The following is a 23,643-nucleotide window of genomic DNA, read 5'->3' on the forward strand; positions in this document are numbered from 1 at the left end:
CGGACTTGACCCGCGGCTCCGCGGCCAAGAACGGGCAGCTATCAGGGGGACGGGGAGGATGTGGGCACGCCTCACGCTTCTCGTGCCCGTTTCGCGTGCTTTGTCGTGTCGTGGACGGCGATAATCATCGGCGATCGCCTACATCACGAGGATTACCTGAGCATCACCATGACTGTAGGCGTGTTGACGCTGGGGTAATCCTCGTGATGGCCCGCGAATCACGGCGAAATCTCACCACGTGGACGCCGAACGACACCAAACTCACACCGAAACGGGCGCAGAGGCCTGGCGCCGTCGCCACATTGCCCCCGTCCCCCTGATAGCTGCCCGTTCTGAGCCGCGTGCGCGCGGGTCAAGCGGTCCGCATCGGCGCGAAGCGCCTCCTCGGTCCGCTTGAGGCGCGCGCCCGCGGCCAAGACAATCGGGCAGCAGGGGGACGGGCCCAACGCGGCAGTCCCCAACCAACGTCACGCGGCGGCGAGGGGGTCGGTCGGGACGACCGGCGGGGGAGCGGGCGTCAGCTCCGGATCGTCGACGGCGAAGGTTCGTACGGGACCGGGCGGGGTGCTCGCCGTCTCGAAGCGGACCGTGACCCGGCCGCGTCCGGACCCCCACACCCAACCGGAGCCGTGCACCGCATGCACGACGTCCATGCCGGGCGACCAGCCGCGGCGCTCGTGCAGGACCTCCTGAACCTGGCCGTCCGGCTCGTCGGCCACCTCGGGCCGCGACGGGCGAGCGTCGGCGACGAACAGGTCGTCCTGCACCCAGTCGGACAGGCCCGACACGCCGACGCCGAGCAGCCGGACGCCGCCCGTGGTGTCGACGTCGTCGAGCAGGCGGGTCGCCACCCGCGACAGCACCCGGACGTCGTCGGTCGGGGCCGGCAGCGTGGCCGACCGGGACAGCGTGGTGAAGTCGTGCAGCCGCGTCTTCAGCGTGATCGTCCGCCCGGACAGCCCGGCCTTGACCAGCCGCGCCGCCACCCGCTCGGCCAGCCGGGCGACGATCGCCGCCAGCAGCGCGGGGTCGGTGAGGTCGCGGTCGAAGGTGTCCTCGACGCTGACGGACTTGGATTCGCGCTCGGCGCTGACCGGCCGGGAGTCATGGGCGAGCGAGAGCCGGTGCAGGGAACGCCCGTGCGCCTCGCCGAGGAGGTCGACGAGGTCGGACTCGGTGATGCGGGCGAGGTCGCCGACGGTCTTGACGCCGAAGCGGGTCAGCCGGGCGGCCGTCGCCGGGCCGACGCCGGGCAGCGCGCGGATCGGCAGCGGGTGCAGCACGTCGAGCTCCGTCCCGGGCTCGACGACGACCAGGCCGTCGGGCTTGGCCTGCTCGGAGGCGATCTTCGCCATCAGCTTGGAGCCGGCCACGCCGACGGACGCGGTGACGCCGGTCGAATCGACGATCGTCGATCGCAGGTCTGAGGCCAGGGCGCGCGCCTCGTCGGCGGTCGACGGCACGCCGCCGTCACGACCGGCGAGGTCGACGAACGCCTCGTCCAGCGACAGCGGCTCGACCACCGGCGACAGCGCCCGCAGCCGAGCCATGACCACCGCGCTGACCGCCCGGTAGACGCCGAACCGGCCGGACAGGTAGGCCGCGTGCGGGCATCGCGACCGGGCCTCGCTCATCGACATCGCCGACCGGACGCCGAACACGCGCGCCTCGTAGGACGCCGTCGACACCACGCCACGCGGCCCGAGCCCGCCCACGATGACCGGCTTGCCCCGCAGCGACGGCTTGTCGCGCTGCTCGACCGAGGCGAAGAATGCGTCCAGGTCGAGGTGGAGGACGCGCATGCCCCGATCGTCGCACGCCACACCGACACCCGGCCCCGGAGGCTGCGGTACGGTTGCGCCGCGACCGGAGTTCACGCCGGCACCCATGGAGGGCCGGGCGGAGGAGGCCTGGAGCGGGTGAGGGGTTCCGTGCGCGGCCTGACATGTCAGGAGTAGGTGAGAGAGAAGGTTCCGATGACCGCGATCGTCGTGGGCTACGTCCCCAAGTCCGAGGGCCGGGCGGCACTGCGCCGGGCCGCCGAGGAGGCGCGGCTGCGCGGGGCCAGGCTGATCGTCGTCAACTCCGCCCGCGGCGGGCGTGAGTTCGACGACGACGACGCCATCCGCGCCGACGCCGAGCTGGCCACCGTCAGCCAGCAGCTGAAGGACGCCGGCATCGAGGCCGAGGTGCGCCAGCTGGTGCGCGGCATGGACGTGGCCGAGGACCTCATCGCGGTGGCCGAGGAGAACGCCGCCGACTTCATCGTCATCGGCCTGCGCCGCCGGAGTCCTGTCGGAAAGCTGATCTTGGGAAGCAACGCCCAGCGTATCCTGTTGGACGCACCATGCCCGGTCCTGGCCGTCAAGGCCGAGGACGTGGACTGAGAAGGGTTCCGCGAACGTGACCACGCTCTACCTCGCCGGCACGCCCGACGCCGACGCGCTCCTCGCTCGCGACCCGTTCGCCCTGCTCACCGGCATGCTGCTGGACCAGCAGGTGCCCATGGAGAAGGCGTTCTCGGGGCCGGCGGTCATCGCCGAGCGCATGGGCGTCGACCACCTCGACCCGGCGGCCATCGCCGCGTACGACCCCGAGGCCTTCGCCGAGATCTTCTCCCGCACCCCGGCCGTCCACCGGTTCCCGGGGTCGATGGCCGGCCGCGTGCAGAAGGTGGCGGCGTACGTCGCCGAGCATTACGGCAACGACGCCGCCACCATCTGGTCCGACGCCGGCACCGGCGCTGAGCTGCTGAAGCGGCTCAAGGCGCTGCCCGGGTTCGGCGAGCAGAAGGCCAAGATCATGGTCGCGCTGCTCGGCAAGCAGATCGGCGTGCGGCCCGACGGCTGGCGCGAGGCGGCCGGCGACTACGGCGCCGAGGGCGCCACCCGGTCGGTGGCCGACGTCGTCGACGCCGACACGCTGGCCCAGGTGCGGGCCACGAAGCGGGAGATCAAGCGTGCGGCGAAGGCCTAGCGGCGATGCGACCGGCTGACGCCCAGCGCCTGCTCGGTGCGCTGGCCGGCGTCGACGCGCCCGTCGGGTTCGCCGTCTTCGACGAGGAGCACCGGTACCTCGCCATCAACGCCGCCCTGGCGGAGCGGTCCGGCAAGGGCATCGCCGACCACCTCGGCCGGACGCCGGCCGAGGTGCTGCCGCCGGAGCTGGCCGCCCACACCGACGAGATGATCGAGCGCGTTCTGCGCACCGGCGAGTCGGTCGAGGCCGAGGAGCCGGCCGTGTCCGGGCGCACCGACACCTATCACCTGCACTCGTCCTGGTACCTCGTCGACGAGGGCCGCGGCCGCGAGGTCGCCATGTTCGTCGTCGACGACACCTCCCACCAGCGCGCCATCTCGTCGCTGCGCCGCAGCCGGGCCCGCAACGCGCGGCTGCTCGAGGTGTCCGACGTGCTGTCGCGGGCGGTGACGGTGCGCGAGGTCGCCGACGGCGCCGCCGCCATCGGCCGGCGCAACGTGCAGGCGCTGCGCACCGCCGTCACGCTGATCGGCCCGAACGGCCGGCCGTACCCCGTCACCACCGGCGTCGCCGAGGGCGATGAGGTCGCCGTCTGGCCGCACGGCGCCGTCACGCCCACCGACGAGGTGCTGCGCAGCGGCTGGCCGATGTTCCTCGGCAGCCGCGACCGCGCCCGGGCCGCCGCGCCCGGCGACCCCGTCTTCGGTGAGTTCCTCGACCGCACCGACGAACGCGCCTGGGCGGTGCTGCCGCTGGCCGGCGAGGACGGCTGCGTCGGCGCCGTCCGCTTCTCCTTCGCCACGGAGCAGGAGTTCGACTCCGACCAGTGCCGGTTCCTGCGCGCCGTCGCCCAGCAGTGCTCGCTGGCCTTCGCCCGCGCCCGGCTGTTCGAACGGGAGCGGACGGCGGCGGCGTCGCTCAGCCAGGGGCTGCTGCCGCGCCGGCTGCCGACGGTGGCCGGCATCGAGCTGGCGGCCCGCAGCCGCACCGATGTCGGCGAGCATTCCGTCGGCGGCGACTGGTACGACGCGCTGGTGATGCCCGACGGCGAGCTGGCGCTGGTGGTCGGCGACGTCATGGGTCACGGCGTCACCGCGGCCAGCGCGATGGGCCAGATGCGGGCGGCGCTGCGGGCGCTGGCGCTCACCGACCCCGATCCCGCGGCGGTGCTCGGCGGGCTGGACCGCCTGGTCGAGCGCGACGACGCCGTCGAGATGGTCACCGTCGTCTACGCCCTGGTCGACCCCGTCAACGGGACGGTCCGGGTCGGCGACGCCGGTCACCTGCCGCTCATCCGCATCCCCGAGGTGGGCGCCGTCGAGCTGGTCGACGCCGGCGCCGGCACCACGCCGATCGGCGTCACCGAGCCGCGCAGCACCCAGTCGGTGCGGCTGTGGCCCGGCGACGTGCTGATCGCGTTCACCGACGGACTCATCGAGAGTCGGCTGCGTTCGCTCGAGGAAGGCTTCGCTCAGCTGCTGCGTTGCCTGGAGGAACAGCGGGGTGTTCCGCTCGAGCAGATGCTGGACGCCGTCGTCCGGCGCATGCAGATCGACGGGGCCGCCGACGATCAGACGATTCTCGCGCTACGGTGGGCCGGGCGATGAGAACCGTCGGTGTGGGCGGCGGCCTTTCGGGATGAACGGGACCCTCCTGCTGTGCCACAATGATGTGTTGCCGTCGCCACCTCGCGTACTGCGCTGCCCCTAACCAAAGACATCGAGAGGTCGTACGTGTCGTCGAGCTCGTCCAGCACCAAGAACGCCCGGATCCTGGAGCTGCCGCCCGTCCAGGCGCTCGTGAGCCAGGGACGGAAGTCGGGCTCGGTCACCGCCGAGGACGTCCGGGTCGCGTGCGGTGCGGCCAACCTGGCGATGAAAGAGAGCCGGTTCGTCGTCGAGCATTTGAAGTCGACCGGTATTACCGTCGAGGTAGCAGCGGCGGACTCCCGTAGTCCGCGCAAGCGTGTCGCCGCGGCGACGTCCACCCGCTCCACGGCGGTGGCGACCACGGCAGCGAAGAAGACCGAGCCGGCGGCCAGGAAGGGCGAGGGATCTGTGAAAACGGCGGTGAAGAAGGCGAAGGCCGACGTCCACGACACGGCCGGTGCCGGCCTTGCTGAGGAGCCCGCCGCGGCGGCGCCCAGGGGCCGGGGCCGCAAGAAGGCCGCCAAGACGGCCGACGCGCCGGCCAAGGAGCCCGGCGCCGTCGGTCCCGACGGCGAGCCCGACCTCGGCGACCTCGCCGCCGAGGAGGCCAAGATCGAGGACGAGGGCTTCATCCTCTCCGAGGACGACGACACCGACGAGCCCGAGCAGCAGGTCGCCGTCGCCGGCGCCACGGCCGACCCGGTCAAGGACTACCTCAAGCAGATCGGCAAGGTCCCGCTGCTCAACGCCGGCGAGGAGGTCGAGCTCGCCAAGCGCATCGAGGCCGGCCTGTTCGCCGAGGAGAAGCTGGCCAACGAGGGCGACACCATGCCGGCCAGGCTCCGCAACGAGCTGGAGTGGATCGCCGAGGACGGCCGCAGGGCCAAGAACCACCTGCTCGAGGCCAACCTCCGTCTGGTCGTCTCGCTGGCCAAGCGCTACACCGGCCGCGGCATGCTCTTCCTCGACCTCATCCAGGAGGGCAACCTCGGCCTCATCCGCGCGGTCGAGAAGTTCGACTACACCAAGGGCTTCAAGTTCTCCACGTACGCCACCTGGTGGATCCGGCAGGCCATCACCCGCGCCATGGCCGACCAGGCCCGCACCATCCGCATCCCGGTGCACATGGTCGAGGTCATCAACAAGCTGGCCCGGGTGCAGCGGCAGATGCTGCAGGACCTCGGCCGCGAGCCCACGCCGGAGGAGCTGGCGACCGAGCTGGACATGACCCCCGAGAAGGTGGTCGAGGTCCAGAAGTACGGCCGCGAGCCCATCTCGCTGCACACCCCGCTCGGCGAGGACGGCGACAGCGAGTTCGGCGACCTCATCGAGGACTCCGAGGCCATCGTCCCGGCCGAGGCGGTCTCGTTCACGCTCCTGCAGGAGCAGCTGCACGCGGTCCTCGACACCCTCTCCGAGCGTGAGGCCGGCGTCGTGTCCATGCGCTTCGGCCTCACCGACGGCCAGCCGAAGACGCTCGACGAGATCGGCAAGGTCTACGGGGTCACGCGCGAGCGGATCCGGCAGATCGAGTCCAAGACCATGTCCAAGCTCCGCCACCCGTCCCGGTCCCAGGTGCTGCGCGACTACCTCGACTGACCGGCCCCTTTCAGCGCGACGACGGCCCCGCCCCGGATCTCCCGGGCGGGGCCGTTCGCCGTTGTCGCCCGGCTGAGACGCCGGTCGACGTGGTCAGGAGCCTCGTACGCCTGAGGTTGCAGCCCCGGACATTGTCAGTGGGGTCGTGCACAATCGGGTTCACGAGCAAAGGAGGCATCACCGTGCCGGGCAAGCCGCACTCCGCTCCAGCGGTCGAAGCGATCGAGCTCACGCCTGAGGAGTATGCGAAGGCGAAGCGTGCGGCGCTCAAGTCCGTCGGCCTGACCTACCGGCAGCTCGAACGACAGGCCCGCACCGGACAGTTCAGTTCACCGCGTGCGCACAAGGTCTGGGTTGCCATCGGTGGTCACGCCCGCTGACATCCACAAGCTGCTGGCGCCGGCCACCGCGTTCGCCGGAGAGGTCCAAGACGTACTGAACAAGACCGTCTGCAACGGCGCCGTGGTCGGCGCTGTGGTCTCATGGGACAAGGATCTCGAGCAGAAGATCGTCAACGTAGGCACCAAGCTCCGCGATCTGGTGGCGCGGCCGGTGCCTCTCTGCCTCGACAACAAGAAGCCGAAGTGTTGGCTCGAGGCCCAGTATCGATGTGACCTCGACGACCGCGGCCGCTTCCTCATGGTGATCAGCTCGTTCTTCGGGATCTACGCGCCTGACGGCAAGACGTTGCTGTGCCACTACGACTACGAACGCAACAAGGCCGGCTATCCTGCGGCTCATCTGCAGGTGCAGGGTACGTGCCCAGCGCTCGGCCTGCTCCCGGGCCGACGCTCCGCGGGTGAGCTGGCGAAGCTCCATTTCCCCGTCGGCGGGCGTCGCTACAGGCCGACCATCGAAGACATGATCGAGTTCGTCCTCATGGAAGGTTTCGCCGAAGGCCGCGACGACTGGGAGCGAGTCATCGCCGATCACCGGATCGCGTTCCAGGAGAAGCAACTCAGCGCCGCGGTTCGGCGCCGTCCCGACATCGCACGGGCTGTCCTCGCGGACATCGACGGTCTGAGGGAAGGGCGAGCATGACGACGGCCCCGTCCGGGATGTCCGGGACGGGGCCGTCGCGCCGCCGCGCTCAGCGGCCGGCGGGGCGGTAGGTGAGCAGCAGGACGTCGGGGCCGACGGCCCGCGACTCGACGAGCGACAGGTCGCCCGGTGCGACGCCGTCGGCGAAGAGGCGCCTGCCGCGGCCCAGCACGACCGGGTGGACCATCAGCCGGTACTCGTCGACGAGGTCGTGCTCGCGGAGCGTGGCGACCAGCGTCGGGCTGCCGGCGACCAGGACGTCGCCCTCGTACCGCGACTTGAGCTCGGCCACGGCGCCGGGCACGTCGTCCGCCACGACGGTGGTGTTCTCCCAGGTCGGCTCCGTGAGCGTCGTCGAGACGACCACCTTGGGCATCTCGTTCATCTTCACGCCGAACTCGCCGGTGGTCTCCTTCATCCCCGGCCAGGCGGCGGCGAAGCCCTCGTAGGTGACCCGGCCCAGCAACTGCACGTCGGCGGCCCGCAGCTCCTCGAACTTGAACTGCTGCCCGTCGGGCGTGGGGAAGCGGAACGTCCATCCGCCGAACTCGGTGCCCTCGCCGCCGCCGGGGTCCTCGACCACGCCGTCGAGGGACATGAACTCGCTGACCACGACCTTGCCCATGATCTTCTCCTCGTCTCGAAGGTGAGGATCACGCTAGAGCCGCGCACCGGTCCGCCGTCAGGTCCGATCCGTGCGCCGTTTCGTGGACCAATGGCAGAATCGCCCGATGACCCGCATCCTCGTGCCCTACCACCTCGACGAGCACCGGCCCGGCCTCGACGTGCCGTACGAGCCGGGTGTGACGGTGACGCGCGAGCTGGCCGGCGACGACGTCTGGGCGCGGCTCGCCGGGCTGTACGGCGAGGTCGCCGACATCGTGGCCGACGACGTCCGGAGCGGCCGGGTGCCGCTGGTGATGTCCGGCGACTGCATGGTGTCGCAGGCCGTCGTCGCCGGGGTGCAGCGGGCCCACGACGGCGCGCCGCCGTCGGTCGTCTGGTTCGACGCGCACGGCGACGTGCAGACGCTGGAGACGACGACGTCCGGGTACCTCGGCGGGATGCCGCTGCGGATGATCGCCGGCTACCGGCCGGAGCTGCTCGCCGACCGGCTGGGCCAGCAGCCGGTGCCGGAGGACCGCATCGTGCTGGTCGACGGGCGCGACCTCGACCCGCCGGAGCGCGACTACCTCGCCGCGTCCGACATCCGGCAGCTCTTCGCGGCCGAGCTGGCCGGCGAGCACGTGCCGCCGGGGCCGGTCTACCTGCACGTCGACCTCGACGTCGTCGACGGCGCGCAGCTGCCGGGCCTGCTGTTCCCGGTGCCGGGCGGGCCGTCGGCGAGCGAGGTCGGTCAGGCGGTCCGCCGGGTCCTCGACACCGGCCGGGTCGCCGCCGTCGGGCTCGGCTGCACCTGGCACGACGGCCACGGCGCGGCCGCGCGCGTGCGTGACGCGCTGCCGTTCTGACCGGCCCGCATACACTGGCGACATGTCGTCCTCGGGCCAGGTCACGCCGCGTCGATCCGTGCCGCCGGCCCTGGCGGGCACGGTCTCCGTCGTCGTCCTGGTGCTGCTCATGTGGGCCGAGGAGATCATCGACGCGTTCCCGGGCGTGAACCTCGACCGGTACGGCATCCGCCCGCAGGACCCCGAGGGCCTGGTCGGCATCGCCACGGCGCCGTTCCTCCATGGCGGGTTCGGCCACCTCATCGCCAACACCGGCGCGTTCCTGGTGCTGGGCTGCCTCATCGCCCTGACGACGCGGCGGTTCTGGCCGGTCACCATCGGCGTGGCGCTGGTCGGCGGGTTCGCGACCTGGCTGGCCGCGGCGCCCGGCACCGTCCACATCGGCGCCAGTGGGCTGGTCTACGGCTACGCCGCGTTCCTGGTGGCGTGGGGCGTGTTCAGCCGGCGGGCGCTGGCCATCGTCGTCGCGGTGATCGTGGTGGTGATGTACGGCGGCATCGTGGTCGGCGTGCTGCCCGGCCAGCCCGGCATCTCGTGGCAGGGGCACCTGTTCGGCGCGCTGGCCGGCGTGCTCATGGCGTGGCTGCTGCGGGGGAGCGGTGCTCGTCAGCGCGGGTGAACCGCATGTCCATCCAGTGCCGCCACTCGTCGCCGTCGAGCCGCTCCCAGCGCGCCACCATCCGGTCCGCCTCGACGATCAGCCGGGCCCGGGTGTCCGGCCCCGTCAGCGTCACCACCCCCGGCGAGTCGACACCGACGGTCATCGTGCCGGTCGCGCCGTCGCTGTCGTAGGACCGCGCCAGGTCCCCCTCGAACACCTCCAGCGCCTGGTACCGCCGCCCGTCGAGCGTCACGTCGACGTGATGCACCAGGAAGTGCCCGCCGGGCAGCCACTCGTAGACATCGCTGCCCTCGATCCGCACGACGGGCTCCTCCACCGTCTCGCCCTCCGAGCGCCAGGCGCCCACCAACGCGTCCAGTTCCTCGATCACGACCGCTCCTGACGCTAGGCTATGTAAGTAAGTTCTTACACAGCCTAGCGGGAGGGGCATGGACGACGCACTGCGGGCGGTCGCCGACCCGACGCGCCGGGCGATCATGGAGCTGGTGCGCGACGGCGAGCGCTCGGCGGGGGAGCTGGCCGGACATTTCCCGGCGATGAGCCGCCCGGCCGTGTCGCAGCACCTCAAGGTGCTCGTCGAGGCCGGGCTGGTCGACGTGCGCCGCGACGGCAACCGGCGGCTCTACGCGCTGCGGCCGGAGGGCCTGGCCGACGCGGCCGGGTTCATCGAGCGCATGTGGTCGGTGCAGCTGCGTCGGCTGAAGGAAGCGGTGGAGAAGGAATGATCGAGCAGACCATTCGCGTGGACGCACCCCCGGAGCGGGTGTGGGCGTACTTCACCGACCAGGAGTTGCTGGCGCGGTGGTGGGGCGGTGCGCAGGCCGACCCGCGTCCCGGCGGCCTGCTGCGTGTCGCGATGGACGGCGGGCCCGAGCCGGTGATGCGCGGCGAGTTCGTGGAGCTGCAGCCGTACGAGCGGCTGGTGTTCACGTTCGGCTGGGAGCCGGCGCCCGGTGTCCCGGACATCCCGCCCGGCGGATCGCGCGTCGAGGTGCTGCTGACGCCCGACCGGGGCGGGACCGTGGTGACCCTCCGCCACGGTGGTCTGCCGGCGACGCTGCGCGGCGAGACGACCGATGGCTGGGGGATAGTGCTCGGCCGCCTCGCGAAGGAGGCGGCCGCCGACGACTAAGTGCTCTTGCGGGATCAGTCGGTCACAGGGGTGGACTGGGGCTGGAGGCGGTCGGTCTCGTCGTGCCACTCGACCGCGATGGGGCGGAGCTTGGCCTCGTGCCGGCGGCCGTGGTGACCGCAGAAGAGGAGCTCACCCTCGTTGAGGACGACGCGGATGTACGCCTGGGCGCCGCAGCTGTCGCAGCGGTCGACGGCCTTCAGCGGGCTGGTAGCGAGAGCCGTAGTAGTCACGTCGCCTACCTTCCTGATCGTTGGTCCACCGAAGGTTCCGGTGGTGTCGTGCATCCGTACCAACATGTAATCACCCCCAGACGTTCCCGCATCTCGAGCGTGGGCTGGTTCGCTCTGCGCGTAATCGACGCGCCTGTGACGCTGGTCACCTGATCGACTCGGCAACACGTTCGGACGAGCCGGTCTCCGCGCGCCTGCGCGGGTCCGTCGGAGCCAGGGCTTACCCTGGCAGGGCATGTGCGCACCCGCACGCTGGCAAGGAGGAACCGACTCGTGACCGCCGAGCGCGCCGACGCCCTGACCACCGGTGGCGACTACACCGCCCGCCACCTGTCGGTGCTCGAGGGCCTGGAGGCCGTGCGCAAGCGGCCGGGCATGTACATCGGCTCCACCGACTCCCGCGGGCTCATGCACTGCCTCTGGGAGATCATCGACAACGCCGTCGACGAGGCGCTCGGCGGGTTCTGCGACCGCGTCGAGGTCGTCCTGCACGCCGACGGCTCGGCCTCGGTCAGCGACAACGGCCGCGGCATCCCGGTCGACATCCACACCAAGTCCGGCCTGTCCGGCGTCGAGGTCGTCTACACCAAGCTGCACGCCGGCGGGAAGTTCGGCGGCGGGTCCTACGCCGCCACCGGCGGCCTGCACGGCGTCGGCGCCAGCGTGGTCAACGCGCTGTCCGAGCGGGTCGACGTCGAGGTCGACCGCAACGGCCGCACGCACGCCATGTCGTTCCGCCGCGGCGAGCCCGGCATCTGGGGCGGCGACGGCCCGGCCGCACCGTTCACCCCGTTCACCGACCACTCCGAGCTGCGCATCACCGGCCGGGTCGCCAAGCGTGTCACCGGCACCCGGGTCCGGTTCTACGCCGACCGGCAGATCTTCCTGCGCGACGCCGCGTACTCGTGGGACGACCTCATCTCCCGTGCCCGCCAGACGTCCTACCTCGTGCCCGGCCTGCAGCTGGTGGTCCGCGACGAGCGCGGCGAGGAGATCGTCGAAGAGACCTTCCGGCACGACGGCGGCATCAGCGAGTTCGTCGAGTTCCTCAGCCCGGGTGCGCCCGTCACCGACGTCCTGCGGCTCACCGGCGAGCAGACCTTCCGCGAGACCGTCCCCGTCCTCGACGACGACGGCCAGCTGGTCAGCAAGGACACCGAGCGGGTGTGCCAGGTCGACGTCGCGCTGCGGTGGGACACCGGCTACGACACCGTCGGCCGGTCGTTCGTCAACGTCGTCGCCACGCCCAAGGGCGGCACCCACGTCACCGGGTTCGAGCAGGGCCTGCTCAAGGCGCTGCGCGACCAGATCAAGGTCAACGCCCGGCGGCTCAAGGCCGGCAACGACAAGATCGAGAAGGACGACGTGCTCGAGGGCCTCACCTCGGTGGTCACCGTCCGGCTCGACGAGCCGCAGTTCGAGGGGCAGACGAAGGAGGTGCTCGGCACCGCGGCGGTCCGCTCCATCGTCTCCGCCGTCGTCGAGCGCGAGCTGAAGGCCGTCCTCACCTCGACCAAGCGCAACGACAAGGCGCAGGCCGCCGCGCTGATGGAGAAGGTCGTCCAGGCCGCCAAGGCACGGGTCGCGGCCCGGCTGCACAAAGAGACCGTCCGCCGCAAGAACGCCCTCGAGACCAGTTCGCTGCCGACCAAGCTGGTCGACTGCCGCTCCAACAGCCTCGAGAAGTCCGAGCTGTTCATCGTCGAGGGCGACTCCGCGCTGGGCACCGGGCGCTCGGCCCGCGACGCCGAGTACCAGGCGCTGCTGCCCATCCGCGGCAAGATCCTCAACGTGCAGAAGGCGTCCGTCGCCGACATGCTGAAGAACGCCGAGTGCGCCGCCATCATCCAGGTGCTCGGCGCCGGCAGCGGCCGCACCTTCGACATCGACCAGTCCCGCTACGGCCGGGTCATCCTGATGACCGACGCCGACGTCGACGGCGCTCACATCCGCACGCTGCTCATCACGCTCTTCTACCGGTACATGCGCCCGTACGTCGAGGCCGGCCGGCTGTTCGCCGCCATGCCGCCGCTGCACCGCATCGAGCTGGCCAACCCGAAGAAGGGCCAGGACAAGTACGTCTACACCTACACCGACGCCGACCTCGACCGCACGCTGCGCGACCTCGCCCGCCGCGGCATCCGGGTCAAGGAGACCCCGCAGCGCTACAAGGGCCTGGGCGAGATGGATCCCGACCAGCTGGCCGAGACGACGATGGATCCTCGGCACCGCCGGCTGCGGCGCATCAACGCCAAGGACGCCGAGCAGGCCGAGGCGGTCTTCGAGCTGCTGATGGGCAACGACGTCGCGCCGCGCAAGGAGTTCATCATCGCCGGCGCCGCCGAGCTCGACCGCGCCCGCATCGACGTCTGATCGCTGGGAGATTCCTCACCTCATCGGCCGGAATACCGTGCCGCGACCCTGGTGACCGCCGATCCGGTGGCCGACCCGGCCCGTCGACGCTCCGGAGGCGACCCTCCGGACCGGTAGGGTAAAGGCGTCGAACGAGCACCGGGGGAGGGATGACGCGCATGGTCACCACGCCCCGAACCGTGCTTCGCGACGTCCTCGCCGTGCTGCTCGCCGCCGGCCTCGTCGTGCTGGCCGCCGCCATGATCACCGGGGGAGCCGACACCGTCCGCGGTCAGGGTCCGGCCATCCACCCCGCCGCCGAGATCACCCCCAACTCGCTGCCGCGCGCCGACGACGACCCGCCCGCGGCCGACGACGCCGTACGGCACGCCCACGGCGACGGCGACGCACCGGACGGTGGCCACGCCGGCCCCGACTCCGCCGTCGTCGTCACCGACACCACCCCCGCCGGTGTCCTCAGCGCCGGTACGGACCAGATCGACGACACCAGCGCGCGCCCCGCCGCGTCGGCCCCTGCCGGCGCGGTCGACGGCCGCGCACCTCCTGAACCCGGCGACCTCTGACCGTCCCGTCCCTGTGAATGTGCCCCTGCGACGCTGCGCAGGCGGCACCATCGAAGGGTTTCCCGTGTCGACCGTCCGTTGCCGCATGACCCTCCGGGAGAGCCGCTCATGATGCTGGCCCTGATCGCCGCGCACCTCGCCGCCGCGGCGCTGGCGCCTGCCCTCGTGACCTGGCTGCGCCGCCGGGCGCTGGTGGTGCTGGCCGTCGTCCCCGCCGCCGCGTTCGTCTGGGCGGCCGCGATGACCGAGGAGGTCAGGCACGGTGGTGCCGTCGAGCAGCGGGTGCGCTGGGTGGAGACGCTGGGCCTGGAGCTGTCGTTCCGTCTCACCACGCTCACCTGGGTCATGACACTGCTGGTCACCGGCGTGGGAGCGCTGGTGCTGGCGTACTGCGCGGCCTACTTCCGGCGCGACGACGCCGGCCTGCCGCGGTTCGCGGGGCTGCTGACGGCGTTCGCCGGGGCGATGCTCGGGCTGGTGCTGGCCGACGACCTGCTGGTGCTGTACGTGTTCTGGGAGCTGACGACCGTCCTGTCGTACCTGCTCATCGGGCACAACCCGGAGCGCAAGGCGAACCGGCGGGCGGCGATGCAGGCGCTCATGGTGACGACGTTCGGCGGGCTGGCCATGCTGGTCGGCGTCATCGTCATCGGGCAGGCCGCGGGGACGTACCGCATCTCCGAGGTGCTGGCGAACCCGCCCGGCGGCGGCGCCGTCACGGTCGCCGTCGTGCTGGTGCTGGTCGGCGCGGTCTCGAAGTCGGCGCTCATCCCGTTCCACTTCTGGCTCCCGGGCGCGATGGCCGCGCCCACCCCCGTCAGCGCCTACCTGCACGCGGCCGCCATGGTGAAGGCCGGCGTGTACCTGGTGGCGCTGTTCGCGCCGGCCTTCGCGGGGCTGCTGCCGTGGCGGCCGCTGCTGCTGACCCTCGGGTTGCTCACGATGCTGCTCGGCGGCCTGCGGGCGCTGCGCCAGACGGACCTGAAGCTGCTGCTGGCCTATGGGACGGTGAGCCAGCTCGGCTTCCTGATCGTGCTGGTCGGCGCCGGAACGCGGGCGGCGGCCATGGGGGGCGTCGCGATGCTGGTGGCGCACGCGCTGTTCAAGGCGACGCTGTTCCTCGTGGTCGGCCTGGTCGACCGCGCCACCGGCACCCGCGACCTGCGTGAGCTGTCCGGGCTGGGGCGCCGGCTGCCGGTGCTGCTGTGGACGTCCATCCTCGCGGCGGCGTCGATGGCGGCCATACCGCCGCTGGCCGGTTTCGTCGCCAAGGAGACCGCGTACGCCGCCGCCGTCGACATCGCCGAGACCGGCGACGGCACCGGCATCGGGACGGTCGCCGGCTGGGCGCTGGTCGCCGGGCTGGCCGTGGGCTCGGCGCTGACCGCGGCGTACAGCATCCGGTTCGTCTGGGGCGCGTTCGCCGTCAAGCCCGGCGTCGCGCCGATCCCCGCGTCCGAGTGCCGCTTCCCGACCGCCGGGTTCTCCGCCGCGCCGGTGCTGCTCGCGGCGGTCGGGCTCGGGCTCGGCTTCCTCGGCCCGGTCGAGACGGCGCTGCTGGAGCCGTACGCCGCGCAGTTCCCCGAGGGGGCGCACGAGCCCGAGCTGACCCTGTGGCACGGCGTCAACACGGCGCTGGTGCTGTCGATCGTCTCGGTGGCGGCCGGCATCGTGCTGTTCCGCTGGCGCAACCGGGTCGACCGCCTGCAAGGCCGGCTGGTCACCGGCGGCGACGCCGAGGTGGCCTACCGGGCGATCATGCGCGGCGTCGACCGGCTCGCCGTCGAGGTCACGGGCACGACCCAGCGTGGCTCACTGCCCAGCTACCTCGCCGTGATCTTCCTGGTGGTGGTCGCGGTACCGGGCGGGGTGCTGGTGACCCGGCAGCTGTGGGCCGACGCGCCCGGGGTGCGCGCGTGGGACAGCGTCGGACAGGCGATCGTCGGCGCGATCATGATCGCCGGGGCGGTGCTGGCCGCGCGGTCGCGGCGCCGGCTCAAGGCCGTCGTGCTGGCCGGCGGCACCGGCTACGGCATGGCGATGCTGTTCATCCTGCACGGCGCGCCCGATCTCGCGCTGACCCAGGTGCTGGTCGAGACCGTCACGCTGGTGGTCTTCGTGCTGGTGCTGCGGCGGCTGCCGCCGTACTTCTCCGACCGGCCGCTGACGAAGTCGCGCTGGTGGCGCATCGGGCTGGGGATCGCCGTCGGGCTGGTGATGGCCGGGCTGGCGCTGGCCGCGTCCGGTGCCCGCACGACCGAGCCGGTGTCCGAGGGCTTCGCCGAACCGGCCGTCTCGTACGGCGGCGGGCACAACATCGTCAACGTCACCCTGGTCGACATCCGGGCCTGGGACACCATGGGCGAGATCTCGGTCCTGGTCGTCGCCGCGACCGGCGTGGCGAGCCTGATCTTCCTCATCACCAGCCGGAACGGACGGTGGCGGGCGGACGACGCGATCGCCAGCGCGCCCACGTCGCCCGATCGCCGTCAGCACCGCAACCTGTGGCTGCGGGCCGGTCGCACCGTCGCACCGGAGCGCCGCTCGATCCTGTTCGAGGTGGTCACCCGGCTGGCGTTCCACGTGATCATCGTGTTCTCGATCTACCTGCTGTTCGTCGGGCACAACGAGCCGGGCGGCGGGTTCGCCGGGGGACTGGTGGCCGGGCTCGCGCTGATGGTCCGCTACCTCGCCGGCGGCCGGCACGAGCTGAACGAGGCCGCCCCCGTCGACGCCGGCATGGTGCTGGGCATCGGGCTGTTCATCGCGACGGGGAGCGGGCTGGTGCCGCTCGCCTTCGGCGGCGACGTCCTGCAGAGCGCGGTGGTCGACCTCGACCTGCCGCTGGTGGGGCACGTGCACTTCGTGACGTCGCTGTTCTTCGACGTCGGCGTCTACCTCGTCGTGGTGGGCCTGATGCTCGACGTCCTGCGCAGCCTCGGCGGCGGCGTCGACAAGCAGGCCGGCGACGACGACGCCGCCGAGCCGGGCGAGTCCATGGAGACCGCGGAGGAGGTGCGATGACCACGAACCTGGTCCTCGTCGTCGTGGTCGGCGTGCTGTTCGCCGCCGGCGTCTACCTGCTGCTCGAGCGCAGCCTGACCCGTGTGCTGGTCGGCGTCATCCTCATCGGCAACGGCGTGAACACGCTGTTCCTGGTGGCGTCCGGGCCGGCCGGGCGGGCGCCGATCGTCGGCCTCAACGACGTCGACGACATGAGCGACCCGCTGCCGCAGGCGATGGTGCTCACCGCCATCGTCATCACCCTCGGGGTGACGGCGTTCCTGCTGGCCATGGCCTACCGTGCCTGGCAGCTCAACGGCCACGACGACGTCCAGGACGACGTCGAGGACGCCGCGATCCGCCGCCGCGCCGAGCGCGACGAGGTGTCGTCCAGCTACGACGACAGCGCCGGCGGCACGATGGACGAGGAGGGCGCCGACGAGCCTTCCGGCGAGGGTGAGCCGGCCGCCGTCGGACCCGAGGGGGAGCGCCGATGAACGCGTCCGTGCTCGTCCCGCTGCCCGTCGTGCTGCCGCTGTTCGGCGCCGGGCTGGCGCTCGCGCTGGGCCGGTCCGCCAGGGCGCAGCGGGTGGTGAGCGTCGTCGTCCTGGGCCTCATGGTGGTCATCGCGGCCGTGCTGCTGGCCCGCGCCGACGCCGACGGCCCGCAGGTGATGCACGTCGGCGGCTGGCCCGCGCCGATCGGGATCTCGCTGGTGGCCGACCGGCTGTCCGCGCTGATGCTGCTGGTGTCGGTGATCGTGGCGCTGTGCGTCCTGCTGTACTCGCTGAGCCAGGGTCTGGTGGAGTACGGGCCGGACATCCCGCTGTCGATCTACCACCCGACGTTCCTGATCCTGGTCGCGGGCGTGTCGAACGCGTTCCTGTCCGGTGACCTGTTCAACCTCTACGTCGGCTTCGAGATCCTGCTGGCCGCGTCGTACGTCCTGCTCACGCTGGGCGGCACGGCCGACCGCATCCGGGCCGGCAGCACGTACGTCGTCGTGAGCCTGGCGTCGTCGATCGTGTTCCTGACGGCGCTGGCGCTGGTCTACGCCGCCACCGGCACCGTCAGCCTGGCGCAGCTGGCCGGGCGGCTGGACGAGCTGCCGCCCAGCGTGGCGCTGCTGCTGCAGCTCATGCTGCTGACGGCGTTCGCGATCAAGGCCGCGGTGTTCCCGTTGTCGGCGTGGCTGCCCGACAGCTACCCGACGGCGCCGGCGCCGGTGACCGCGGTCTTCGCCGGCCTGCTGACGAAGGTCGGCGTCTACGCGATCATCCGGACGCAGACGCTGCTGTTCCCGGACAGCCCGCTGTCCGACCTGCTGCTGTGGGTGGCGCTGCTGACCATGGTCATCGGCATCCTCGGCGCCGTGGCGCAGGACGACCTCAAGCGCATGCTCTCGTTCACGCTGGTCAGCCACATCGGCTACATGGTCTTCGGGGTGGCCCTGGCCAGCGACGACGGCCTGTCCGGCGCCATCTACTACGTCGTGCACCACATCGTCATCCAGACCAACCTGTTCCTCGTCGCCGGGCTGATCGAGCGGCGCGGCGGCAGCACCTCACTGGAACGGCTGGGCGGGCTGGCACGGCTGTCTCCGGTGCTGGCGCTGCTGTTCTTCGTGCCGGCGATGAACCTGGCCGGCATCCCGCCGTTCTCCGGGTTCCTCGGCAAGCTGGGGCTCATGCAGGCCGGCGTCGACGACGGCGGCTGGCTGGCGTACGTGCTGGTCGCGGGCAGCGTGGTGACGAGCCTGCTGACGCTGTACGCGATGGCCAAGGCGTGGAACCGGGCGTTCTGGCAGCCGCCGGCGGTGGAGCCCGACGGCGCCGCCGGGCCGACCACCGACCTGCACCGCAAGCCGGTGCGCACCGGCGCGCAGGTCTCCAGCAAGGTGGCCGCGGTCGCCCTGCGCGCCGGGATGGCCGGGCCGGCCGCCGTCCTGCTGCTGGTCGGCGTCGCGATGACGGTGTTCGCCGGGCCGCTGTTCGGGCTCACCGACCGCGCCGCCGCCGACCTGCGCGAGCGCACTCCGTACATCGAGGCCGTCCTGCCGGGAGGTGCCCCGTGAGCCGCGAGAGGTCCGACGGCGTGCCGGGCGACGCGCCGGTGCGGCGCAACGGCGTGCAGTGGCCGATGCTCATCGGGCTGACCGTCGTCTGGGTGCTGCTGTGGGGCGGCCTGACGGTGGGCAACGTGCTGTCCGGGCTGGTCGTGGCCGTCGTCGTCACGCTGGTGTTCCCGCTGCCGCCGATCGTGTTCGGCGGCCGGCTGCGGGCGCGCGGGCTGGCCGTGCTGATCGGCTGGTTCGTCGTCGAGCTGGTGGTCGCCAGCGTGCAGGTCGCCGCGCTGGCACTGCGGATCGGGCGGCCGCCGCTGAACGCCGTCATCGAGGTCGACCTGCGCAGCCGCTCCGACCTCTACCTGACCCTCACCGCCGAGCTGCTGTCGCTCGTCCCCGGCAGCCTCGTCGTCGAGGTGCGCCGCTCGACGTCGACGCTGTTCCTGCACGTCCTGGGCGTCCGCGACGAATCCGACGTCGAGGCCGCCCGGCGGCGGGCCCTGCGGCAGGAGGAGCGGGTCGTGCGGGCGCTGGCGTCCGACGAGGAACTGGCCGCGTATCTGGCCGAAGGGGTGGGCCGATGACCGTCGTGATCTGGGTGTGCGCGGGCATGCTGAGCCTCGCCGCCGTCCTGGTGCTGACCCGCATGACCATCGGCCCGACCATGCTCAACCGGGTCGTCGCCATGGACGTGCTGATCGCCATCGTCGTCGCCGGGCTGGGCCTGGAGGCGGCGCTGAACCGGCACGCCACCACGCTGCCGATCCTGGTCGTGCTCTCGCTGGTCGGGTTCGTCGGCTCGGTCAGCGTCGCCCGCTTCGCCGCCCACGACGACAAGGGGGAGGGCTCGTGACCTGGCTCGACGTCGTCTCCGCCGCGTGCCTGCTGGCCGGGTGCGCGCTGTCGCTGATCGCCGCCGTCGGCCTGATCCGGTTCCCGGACCTGCTCAGCCGCATGCACGCCGGCACCAAGCCGCAGGTGTTCGGCCTGCTGCTCATCCTCGTCGGCATCGGCCTGCGGCTGCGCGACTGGAGCGACGTCGGCATGCTGCTGGCGGTCGCCATGTTCCAGCTGCTGACCGCCCCGGTGGCGGCGCACATGGTGGGCCGGGCCGCGTACCGGCGCGGCGCGGTGCGTCGCGACACGCTGCTGGTGGACGAGCTCACGCCGGTGCTGGAGGCCGAGGACCGCCCCGGCCCGTGATCAGAGCGGGCGGGTGTAGTAGCGGACGGACTTGCCCTTGCCGGCCAGCTCGGCCGAGCCCACCGGGGCGAACCCCATCGACGTGTGCAGGGCATCGGAGGCGGGGTTCGGCGGATCGAGGTTGACCTCGGCGCACAGCAGGGTCTGCCCCTCCGCACGCGCGGCCGCGATGACGTCCTCGTAGAGCGCCCGCGCCAGGCCCCGGCCGCGGGCGGCCGGCGCCACGACGACGCGGTCGATGTAGGCGAAGCGCGGGTGGCGGGCCTTGAACCAGTCGAAGTTCTGGCTGGACCGGACGGTGTCCTGGTCGAAGGCGATGACCATGGCGGTGAGGTCGTCGGTGACGCGGACCCGCCAGGCGACCTTCAGCAGCTCGCGGAACTCCTCGGCGGTGAGCTCGGACAGCTCCAGGGCGTGATCGTTGTTCAGCTGGAGGAGGACGGCCTCGTCGGCCTCGGCGGGGGCGCGGAAGGTGTGCGGCACGCCACGAGCGTAAGGGAACACGTCGCGCCGCCGGCGGGTTGGCCCAGTCATGGCGATCGAGGTGGGGCGTGCCGGCGTGTGGATCGGCGCACGGAGCTGGCCGGGCGACACCGCGGAGGTGGCGGAGGCGTTCACGGAGCTGGAGGCGCTGGGGTACGGCGCGGCCTGGCTGGGCGGCGCCGAGGCGGACCTCGTCAGGCCCGAGCAGGTCCTCGCCGCCACGACCCGGCTGACCGCGGCGACCGGCATCGTCAACGTGTGGACGGAGCCCGCCGACGAGGTGGCTGCGGCGTTCCAGCGGGTCGACGGCGCGTACCCCGACCGGCTGCTGCTGGGCATCGGCGCCGGCCACGCGAAGTTCGTCGAGCAGTACCACCGTCCCTACAGCAAGGTCGTGGAGTACCTCGACCAGCTCGACGCGGCCGGCGTTCCGGCGCGGAAGCGCGCCGTCGCGGCACTCGGGCCGCGGACCATCCGGTTGGCGGGCGAGCGCAGCCTGGGCGCGCACCCCTACCTCGTCACACCCCGGCACACCCGCCTGGCCCGCGACGTCCTCGGCGACGGGCCGCTGCTGGCGCCGGAGCAGAAGGTCGTGCTGTCGGCGGACGAGGACGAGGTGCTGCGCATCGCCGGCCCGGTGGTCGCCTTCTACCTCGGCCTGCCGAACTACGTGAACAGCCTGCGTCGCCTCGGCTTCACCGACGACGACCTCAGCGGCTCCGGCAGCCGCCGGCTGGTCGACGCGCTCGTCGCCTGGGGCGACCCCGAGACCATCGCCGCCCGCGTCGCCGAGCACCACGTCGCCGGCGCCGACCACGTCTGCGTCCAGGTGCTCACCGGCCGGCCCGGCCTCCCGCGTGCGGAGTGGCGCGCCCTCGCGCCGGCGCTCGTCTCGGACTGATCGGGCGGGGAACTACGGCGGCGACGGCGCGGGTGAAGAACGGCCGGCTGATCCCCGATCCAGAAGATGGTTGGCGGTTTGGTGGTGCCATAGCCCCACCAAACCGCCAACCACGAGGCTGTCGGTCGCAGGACGAACGATCTTGCTCCCGCGACCGTGATCAAGCCTCTTGAGTGAGCCTCCCGGTGTCGACGTCGTAGAGGAAGCCGCCGACGGGGACGCCCGGCGGGAGGAACGGCCACGAGCGGATCTTCTGCACGTCCTCGGCGAGGGTGGCCTTCTGGTCGCCGATGAGCTGGAAGTCGAGGCTGCGGACGTCGATGCCGGACGACTGCTCGATCGCCTCGACGACCTCGTCGGCCGTCGCGCTGGCCATCTTGCACTTCGTGTGCGCGACCACCATGATCCGCGTGACGCCGAGCAGGTGGGTCGCCAGCGCGAGCGTGCGCAGCACGTCGGTGGTGACGCGGGCGCCGGCGTTGCGCATGATCTTCGCGTCGCCCGGGTTCAGGCCGAGCATGGCCAGCGGCTCGATGCGGGAGTCCATGCAGGTGACGACCGCCAGCCCGCGCGCGGCCACCGGCTCGAGGCCGGCCAGCGCGAACCGCTCCGCGTAGTGGCCGTTCGCGGACAGGACGTCGCTGAACTCGTCGGACCGCATCGGGCTCCTCTCACTGTGGAACGGGGACATCGGCACGGTACGCGATCGGGGTGACCGGGCTTTTGCCGCACGACTCCGGACGGGGCGGCTGCTGCTCCTCGGCGCGGACGGCGACGGTCCAGCTGCGCCCGTCGCGATGTTCGACGACGGCGTCCCAGGCGCGGTCGGCGACCGGGACCAGCGACGACACCGTCAGGTCGTCGAGGCCGGTGTGGCCGAGCAGCCGGCGCACGGCGGCCTCGGCGGACTGGCCGGGCCGCTCGAACGTGCTGCGCCCGCGGTAGCCGTCGTCGAGGAAGCGGCCCGCCCGTGCCTCCTCGACCAGCAGCAACGCCAGCTTGTCGTCCATCCGCCCGTACATGACGCCGTGGGGCAGCAGCACCGCGGTGGGGGCGAACCGGTGGCCGCCGAGGTGGGTGGTCTCCCAGACCCGGCCGAGCACGTCGTCGCGCAGCCCCGCGACGAGCGCGCGGCCCTTCACCGCGCAGCACAGGTCGCGGCGGCCGTTCGTGCAGACGAGCAGCAGCGGTTCGGTCTCCGGCCGCAGTTCCGGCAGCCCGGCCGGGGAACCGGCTCCGAGGGCGGCGAAGTCGAGCGAGCGCAGCGCGTCGGGCGATGGCAGCCAGCCGCCGAGCAGGAACGTCGCGCCCGGCGTGGTACCGGCCAGCCACACCCGGTGCGCCGCCGGATGGTGCGTGTCGGGATGCCGCCGCGGCCGCCGGACCAGTGCGACCCGGCCGCCGTGCTCGGCCGCGGCCGCGTCGAGGTCACGCCCGAGCGACGGGTCCAGGTGCGACTGTGTCAGCGCCTTCGCACCCCACGGGCCGGGTTGCTCGACGACCAGCCACCAGGCCGCGACGGGCGCCGTCCCGGCCAGCGGCTCGGCCAGCTCGCGGCCGAGGTCCGAGCAGAGCGTCACGCCTCCACGGTACGGGTCCGGTGCCGCAGCAGGAGCAGCGCACCCACCGCGGCGGCCGCCGCGCACACGGCCGCGCCGGTGAACGTCGCCTGCAACTGCTCGACGATCGCCTGCCGGACGGCGTCGTCGTACGGGCCGCAGTCGGTGGGGGAGTCCGGGCACAGGACGGCCGGCGACTCGATGTCCGCCTGGACGGAGTACAGCCGCCGCAGGCCGATCGCGGTCAGCGCCGACAGTCCGGCCAGCATACCGATCATCCGCGCGACGACGAGCAGCGCGCTGGCGACGCCGTGGGTCTCGCGCGGCGCCGCGGCCAGCAACGCGGCGTTCACCGGGGCGATCGCCAGCCCGAACCCGAGCCCGGCCGCCACCAGCACCGCGTCGTCGCCGACGCCGTCCAGCGAGCCGACGCCCCACGTCGCCATCACGGCGAGCCCGGCGGTGCCCAGCGCCATGCCGGCGCCGGCCAGCGGCGCCGGTCCGTACCGGCGCAGCAGCCAGCCACCGAGCAGCGCGCCCACCGGCAGCGCGACCAGGAACCGCAGCAGCACCAGCGCGGCGTCCAGCTGGTCGGCGCCGTCGAGAACGGTGCGGGCGAGGATGGGGACGTCGACGACGACGGCGACCAGCGATGCGCCGACGAACAGACTGACGACCAGCGCGCCCCAGGCGGGCCGGGCCCGGACGGCGTCCGGCGGGACGAGCGGCGCGGCGGCGCGGCGCTGCCGCCAGGCGAACGCCGCCA

At 72.4% G+C, this 23,643-nt stretch carries 27 protein-coding genes; 19 read left to right on the top strand and 8 right to left on the bottom strand.

What is annotated here, in order from left to right; genetic code table 11:
- Positions 1-467: 467 nt before the first annotated feature.
- Entirely contained in the window at positions 468-1,802 is a 1,335-nt protein-coding gene (locus DY240_RS19505; protein ID WP_119661513.1) for a DNA polymerase IV, read from the bottom strand.
- Between the two features lie 174 nt (positions 1,803-1,976).
- Between DY240_RS19505 and DY240_RS19510 the strand changes: the two genes are divergently transcribed.
- The 6 genes from DY240_RS19510 (at position 1,977) to DY240_RS19535 (ending at position 7,268) form a co-directional block, all read left to right on the top strand.
- Entirely contained in the window at positions 1,977-2,387 is a 411-nt protein-coding gene (locus DY240_RS19510) for a universal stress protein (RefSeq protein WP_119661514.1), read from the top strand.
- 16 nt (positions 2,388-2,403) lie between these two features.
- On the top strand, positions 2,404-2,976 hold the full coding sequence (locus DY240_RS19515) for an HhH-GPD-type base excision DNA repair protein (protein ID WP_119661515.1): 573 nt from the start codon (positions 2,404-2,406) through the stop codon (positions 2,974-2,976).
- Positions 2,977-2,981: 5 nt separating this feature from the next.
- The gene (locus tag DY240_RS19520) at positions 2,982-4,586 is read left to right on the top strand and encodes a SpoIIE family protein phosphatase (RefSeq protein ID WP_119661516.1); all 1,605 of its coding nucleotides are present in this window, start codon (positions 2,982-2,984) and stop codon (positions 4,584-4,586) included.
- A 126-nt stretch (positions 4,587-4,712) separates the two neighbouring features.
- Positions 4,713-6,227 (top strand): RNA polymerase sigma factor, encoded by a 1,515-nt coding sequence (locus tag DY240_RS19525; RefSeq protein ID WP_119661517.1) that lies wholly within the window; start codon positions 4,713-4,715, stop codon positions 6,225-6,227.
- A 182-nt stretch (positions 6,228-6,409) separates the two neighbouring features.
- A complete protein-coding gene (locus tag DY240_RS19530; RefSeq protein ID WP_199701818.1) occupies positions 6,410-6,607 on the top strand; it encodes a hypothetical protein in 198 nt (65 codons plus the stop codon).
- A complete protein-coding gene (locus DY240_RS19535; protein ID WP_119661518.1) occupies positions 6,591-7,268 on the top strand; it encodes a hypothetical protein in 678 nt (225 codons plus the stop codon). The genes DY240_RS19530 and DY240_RS19535 overlap by 17 nt, the downstream gene beginning before the upstream one ends.
- A gap of 49 nt (positions 7,269-7,317) precedes the next feature.
- Here the strand turns inward: DY240_RS19535 and DY240_RS19540 are convergent, their stop codons facing one another.
- Positions 7,318-7,893 carry a dihydrofolate reductase family protein gene (locus DY240_RS19540; RefSeq protein WP_119661519.1) on the bottom strand — a complete coding sequence of 192 codons (576 nt, stop codon included), beginning with the start codon at positions 7,891-7,893 and terminating at the stop codon, positions 7,318-7,320.
- A 106-nt stretch (positions 7,894-7,999) separates the two neighbouring features.
- Between DY240_RS19540 and DY240_RS19545 the strand changes: the two genes are divergently transcribed.
- Positions 8,000-8,740, top strand: a complete 741-nt coding sequence (locus DY240_RS19545) for an arginase family protein (protein ID WP_199701819.1) — start codon at positions 8,000-8,002, stop codon at positions 8,738-8,740.
- A 22-nt stretch (positions 8,741-8,762) separates the two neighbouring features.
- Entirely contained in the window at positions 8,763-9,359 is a 597-nt protein-coding gene (locus DY240_RS19550) for a rhomboid family intramembrane serine protease (protein ID WP_119661520.1), read from the top strand.
- Here the strand turns inward: DY240_RS19550 and DY240_RS19555 are convergent.
- Positions 9,313-9,732, bottom strand: coding sequence for a hypothetical protein (locus tag DY240_RS19555; protein ID WP_119661521.1), 420 nt, complete (start codon positions 9,730-9,732; stop codon positions 9,313-9,315). The two genes, DY240_RS19550 and DY240_RS19555, sit on opposite strands and share 47 nt — an antisense overlap.
- Positions 9,733-9,790: 58 nt before the next feature.
- Here DY240_RS19555 and DY240_RS19560 point away from each other — a divergent pair, with 58 nt between their 5' ends.
- Positions 9,791-10,087: an ArsR/SmtB family transcription factor gene (locus DY240_RS19560; protein ID WP_119661522.1), complete on the top strand. Its 297-nt coding sequence runs from the start codon at positions 9,791-9,793 to the stop codon at positions 10,085-10,087.
- A complete protein-coding gene (locus DY240_RS19565) occupies positions 10,084-10,494 on the top strand; it encodes an SRPBCC family protein (RefSeq protein WP_119661523.1) in 411 nt (136 codons plus the stop codon). Before DY240_RS19560 ends, DY240_RS19565 begins: the two co-directional genes overlap by 4 nt.
- Before the next feature lie 14 nt (positions 10,495-10,508).
- On the opposite strand, the gene DY240_RS19570 is transcribed toward DY240_RS19565, so the two are convergent.
- Positions 10,509-10,727 (bottom strand): DUF7455 domain-containing protein, encoded by a 219-nt coding sequence (locus tag DY240_RS19570; RefSeq protein WP_199701820.1) that lies wholly within the window; start codon positions 10,725-10,727, stop codon positions 10,509-10,511.
- A 273-nt stretch (positions 10,728-11,000) separates the two neighbouring features.
- On the opposite strand from DY240_RS19570, the gene DY240_RS19575 reads away from it, so the two are divergent.
- The 8 genes from DY240_RS19575 to mnhG all read left to right on the top strand — a co-directional run bounded on the left by DY240_RS19575 (position 11,001) and on the right by mnhG (position 19,934).
- The gene (locus DY240_RS19575; RefSeq protein ID WP_119661524.1) at positions 11,001-13,100 is read left to right on the top strand and encodes a DNA gyrase/topoisomerase IV subunit B; all 2,100 of its coding nucleotides are present in this window, start codon (positions 11,001-11,003) and stop codon (positions 13,098-13,100) included.
- 158 nt (positions 13,101-13,258) lie between these two features.
- Positions 13,259-13,663 carry a hypothetical protein gene (locus tag DY240_RS19580; RefSeq protein WP_147375410.1) on the top strand — a complete coding sequence of 135 codons (405 nt, stop codon included), beginning with the start codon at positions 13,259-13,261 and terminating at the stop codon, positions 13,661-13,663.
- 111 nt (positions 13,664-13,774) lie between these two features.
- On the top strand, positions 13,775-16,687 hold the full coding sequence (locus tag DY240_RS19585) for a Na+/H+ antiporter subunit A (RefSeq protein ID WP_119661538.1): 2,913 nt from the start codon (positions 13,775-13,777) through the stop codon (positions 16,685-16,687).
- Entirely contained in the window at positions 16,684-17,163 is a 480-nt protein-coding gene (locus DY240_RS19590; protein ID WP_119661526.1) for a Na(+)/H(+) antiporter subunit C, read from the top strand. Before DY240_RS19585 ends, DY240_RS19590 begins: the two co-directional genes overlap by 4 nt.
- On the top strand, positions 17,160-18,740 hold the full coding sequence (locus tag DY240_RS19595; protein WP_119661527.1) for a Na+/H+ antiporter subunit D: 1,581 nt from the start codon (positions 17,160-17,162) through the stop codon (positions 18,738-18,740). Before DY240_RS19590 ends, DY240_RS19595 begins: the two co-directional genes overlap by 4 nt.
- Positions 18,737-19,315 (top strand): Na+/H+ antiporter subunit E, encoded by a 579-nt coding sequence (locus DY240_RS19600; protein ID WP_199701821.1) that lies wholly within the window; start codon positions 18,737-18,739, stop codon positions 19,313-19,315. The genes DY240_RS19595 and DY240_RS19600 overlap by 4 nt, the downstream gene beginning before the upstream one ends.
- On the top strand, positions 19,312-19,584 hold the full coding sequence (locus DY240_RS19605; RefSeq protein ID WP_119661528.1) for a monovalent cation/H+ antiporter complex subunit F: 273 nt from the start codon (positions 19,312-19,314) through the stop codon (positions 19,582-19,584). The genes DY240_RS19600 and DY240_RS19605 overlap by 4 nt, the downstream gene beginning before the upstream one ends.
- Positions 19,581-19,934, top strand: coding sequence for a monovalent cation/H(+) antiporter subunit G (gene mnhG / locus DY240_RS19610; protein ID WP_119661529.1), 354 nt, complete (start codon positions 19,581-19,583; stop codon positions 19,932-19,934). The genes DY240_RS19605 and mnhG overlap by 4 nt, the downstream gene beginning before the upstream one ends.
- Here mnhG and DY240_RS19615 read toward each other — a convergent pair whose 3' ends face one another.
- The gene (locus DY240_RS19615; RefSeq protein ID WP_199701822.1) at positions 19,935-20,417 is read right to left on the bottom strand and encodes a GNAT family N-acetyltransferase; all 483 of its coding nucleotides are present in this window, start codon (positions 20,415-20,417) and stop codon (positions 19,935-19,937) included. It abuts the gene before it with no gap.
- A gap of 49 nt (positions 20,418-20,466) precedes the next feature.
- Here DY240_RS19615 and DY240_RS19620 point away from each other — a divergent pair, with 49 nt between their 5' ends.
- Positions 20,467-21,318, top strand: coding sequence for an LLM class F420-dependent oxidoreductase (locus DY240_RS19620; protein WP_119661531.1), 852 nt, complete (start codon positions 20,467-20,469; stop codon positions 21,316-21,318).
- 160 nt (positions 21,319-21,478) lie between these two features.
- Here the strand turns inward: DY240_RS19620 and DY240_RS19625 are convergent, their stop codons facing one another.
- The 3 genes from DY240_RS19625 to DY240_RS19635 all read right to left on the bottom strand — a co-directional run.
- A complete protein-coding gene (locus tag DY240_RS19625; protein WP_199701823.1) occupies positions 21,479-21,979 on the bottom strand; it encodes a beta-class carbonic anhydrase in 501 nt (166 codons plus the stop codon).
- 10 nt (positions 21,980-21,989) lie between these two features.
- Entirely contained in the window at positions 21,990-22,898 is a 909-nt protein-coding gene (locus tag DY240_RS19630; protein WP_119661532.1) for a sucrase ferredoxin, read from the bottom strand.
- On the bottom strand, positions 22,895-23,643 hold a 749-nt coding region (locus tag DY240_RS19635), incomplete at its 5' end, for an MFS transporter (protein ID WP_119661533.1). The genes DY240_RS19630 and DY240_RS19635, both read right to left, overlap by 4 nt.

This window comes from Jiangella rhizosphaerae (assembly GCF_003579925.1).
Lineage (GTDB): Bacteria > Actinomycetota > Actinomycetes > Jiangellales > Jiangellaceae > Jiangella > Jiangella rhizosphaerae.

Excerpts from the sequence above, each read along its gene's own strand:
- DY240_RS19505 (WP_119661513.1), bottom strand. The coding sequence starts at position 1,802 with ATGCGCGTCCTCCACCTCGACCTGGACGCATTCTTCGCCTCGGTCGAG.
- DY240_RS19510 (WP_119661514.1), top strand. The coding sequence starts at position 1,977 with ATGACCGCGATCGTCGTGGGCTACGTCCCCAAGTCCGAGGGCCGGGCG.
- DY240_RS19520 (WP_119661516.1), top strand. The coding sequence starts at position 2,982 with ATGCGACCGGCTGACGCCCAGCGCCTGCTCGGTGCGCTGGCCGGCGTC.
- DY240_RS19540 (WP_119661519.1), bottom strand. The coding sequence starts at position 7,893 with ATGGGCAAGGTCGTGGTCAGCGAGTTCATGTCCCTCGACGGCGTGGTC.
- DY240_RS19545 (WP_199701819.1), top strand. The coding sequence starts at position 8,000 with ATGACCCGCATCCTCGTGCCCTACCACCTCGACGAGCACCGGCCCGGC.
- DY240_RS19550 (WP_119661520.1), top strand. The coding sequence starts at position 8,763 with ATGTCGTCCTCGGGCCAGGTCACGCCGCGTCGATCCGTGCCGCCGGCC.
- DY240_RS19560 (WP_119661522.1), top strand. The coding sequence starts at position 9,791 with ATGGACGACGCACTGCGGGCGGTCGCCGACCCGACGCGCCGGGCGATC.
- DY240_RS19565 (WP_119661523.1), top strand. The coding sequence starts at position 10,084 with ATGATCGAGCAGACCATTCGCGTGGACGCACCCCCGGAGCGGGTGTGG.
- DY240_RS19580 (WP_147375410.1), top strand. The coding sequence starts at position 13,259 with ATGGTCACCACGCCCCGAACCGTGCTTCGCGACGTCCTCGCCGTGCTG.
- DY240_RS19585 (WP_119661538.1), top strand. The coding sequence starts at position 13,775 with ATGCTGGCCCTGATCGCCGCGCACCTCGCCGCCGCGGCGCTGGCGCCT.
- DY240_RS19590 (WP_119661526.1), top strand. The coding sequence starts at position 16,684 with ATGACCACGAACCTGGTCCTCGTCGTCGTGGTCGGCGTGCTGTTCGCC.
- DY240_RS19595 (WP_119661527.1), top strand. The coding sequence starts at position 17,160 with ATGAACGCGTCCGTGCTCGTCCCGCTGCCCGTCGTGCTGCCGCTGTTC.
- DY240_RS19605 (WP_119661528.1), top strand. The coding sequence starts at position 19,312 with ATGACCGTCGTGATCTGGGTGTGCGCGGGCATGCTGAGCCTCGCCGCC.
- DY240_RS19620 (WP_119661531.1), top strand. The coding sequence starts at position 20,467 with ATGGCGATCGAGGTGGGGCGTGCCGGCGTGTGGATCGGCGCACGGAGC.
- DY240_RS19625 (WP_199701823.1), bottom strand. The coding sequence starts at position 21,979 with ATGCGGTCCGACGAGTTCAGCGACGTCCTGTCCGCGAACGGCCACTAC.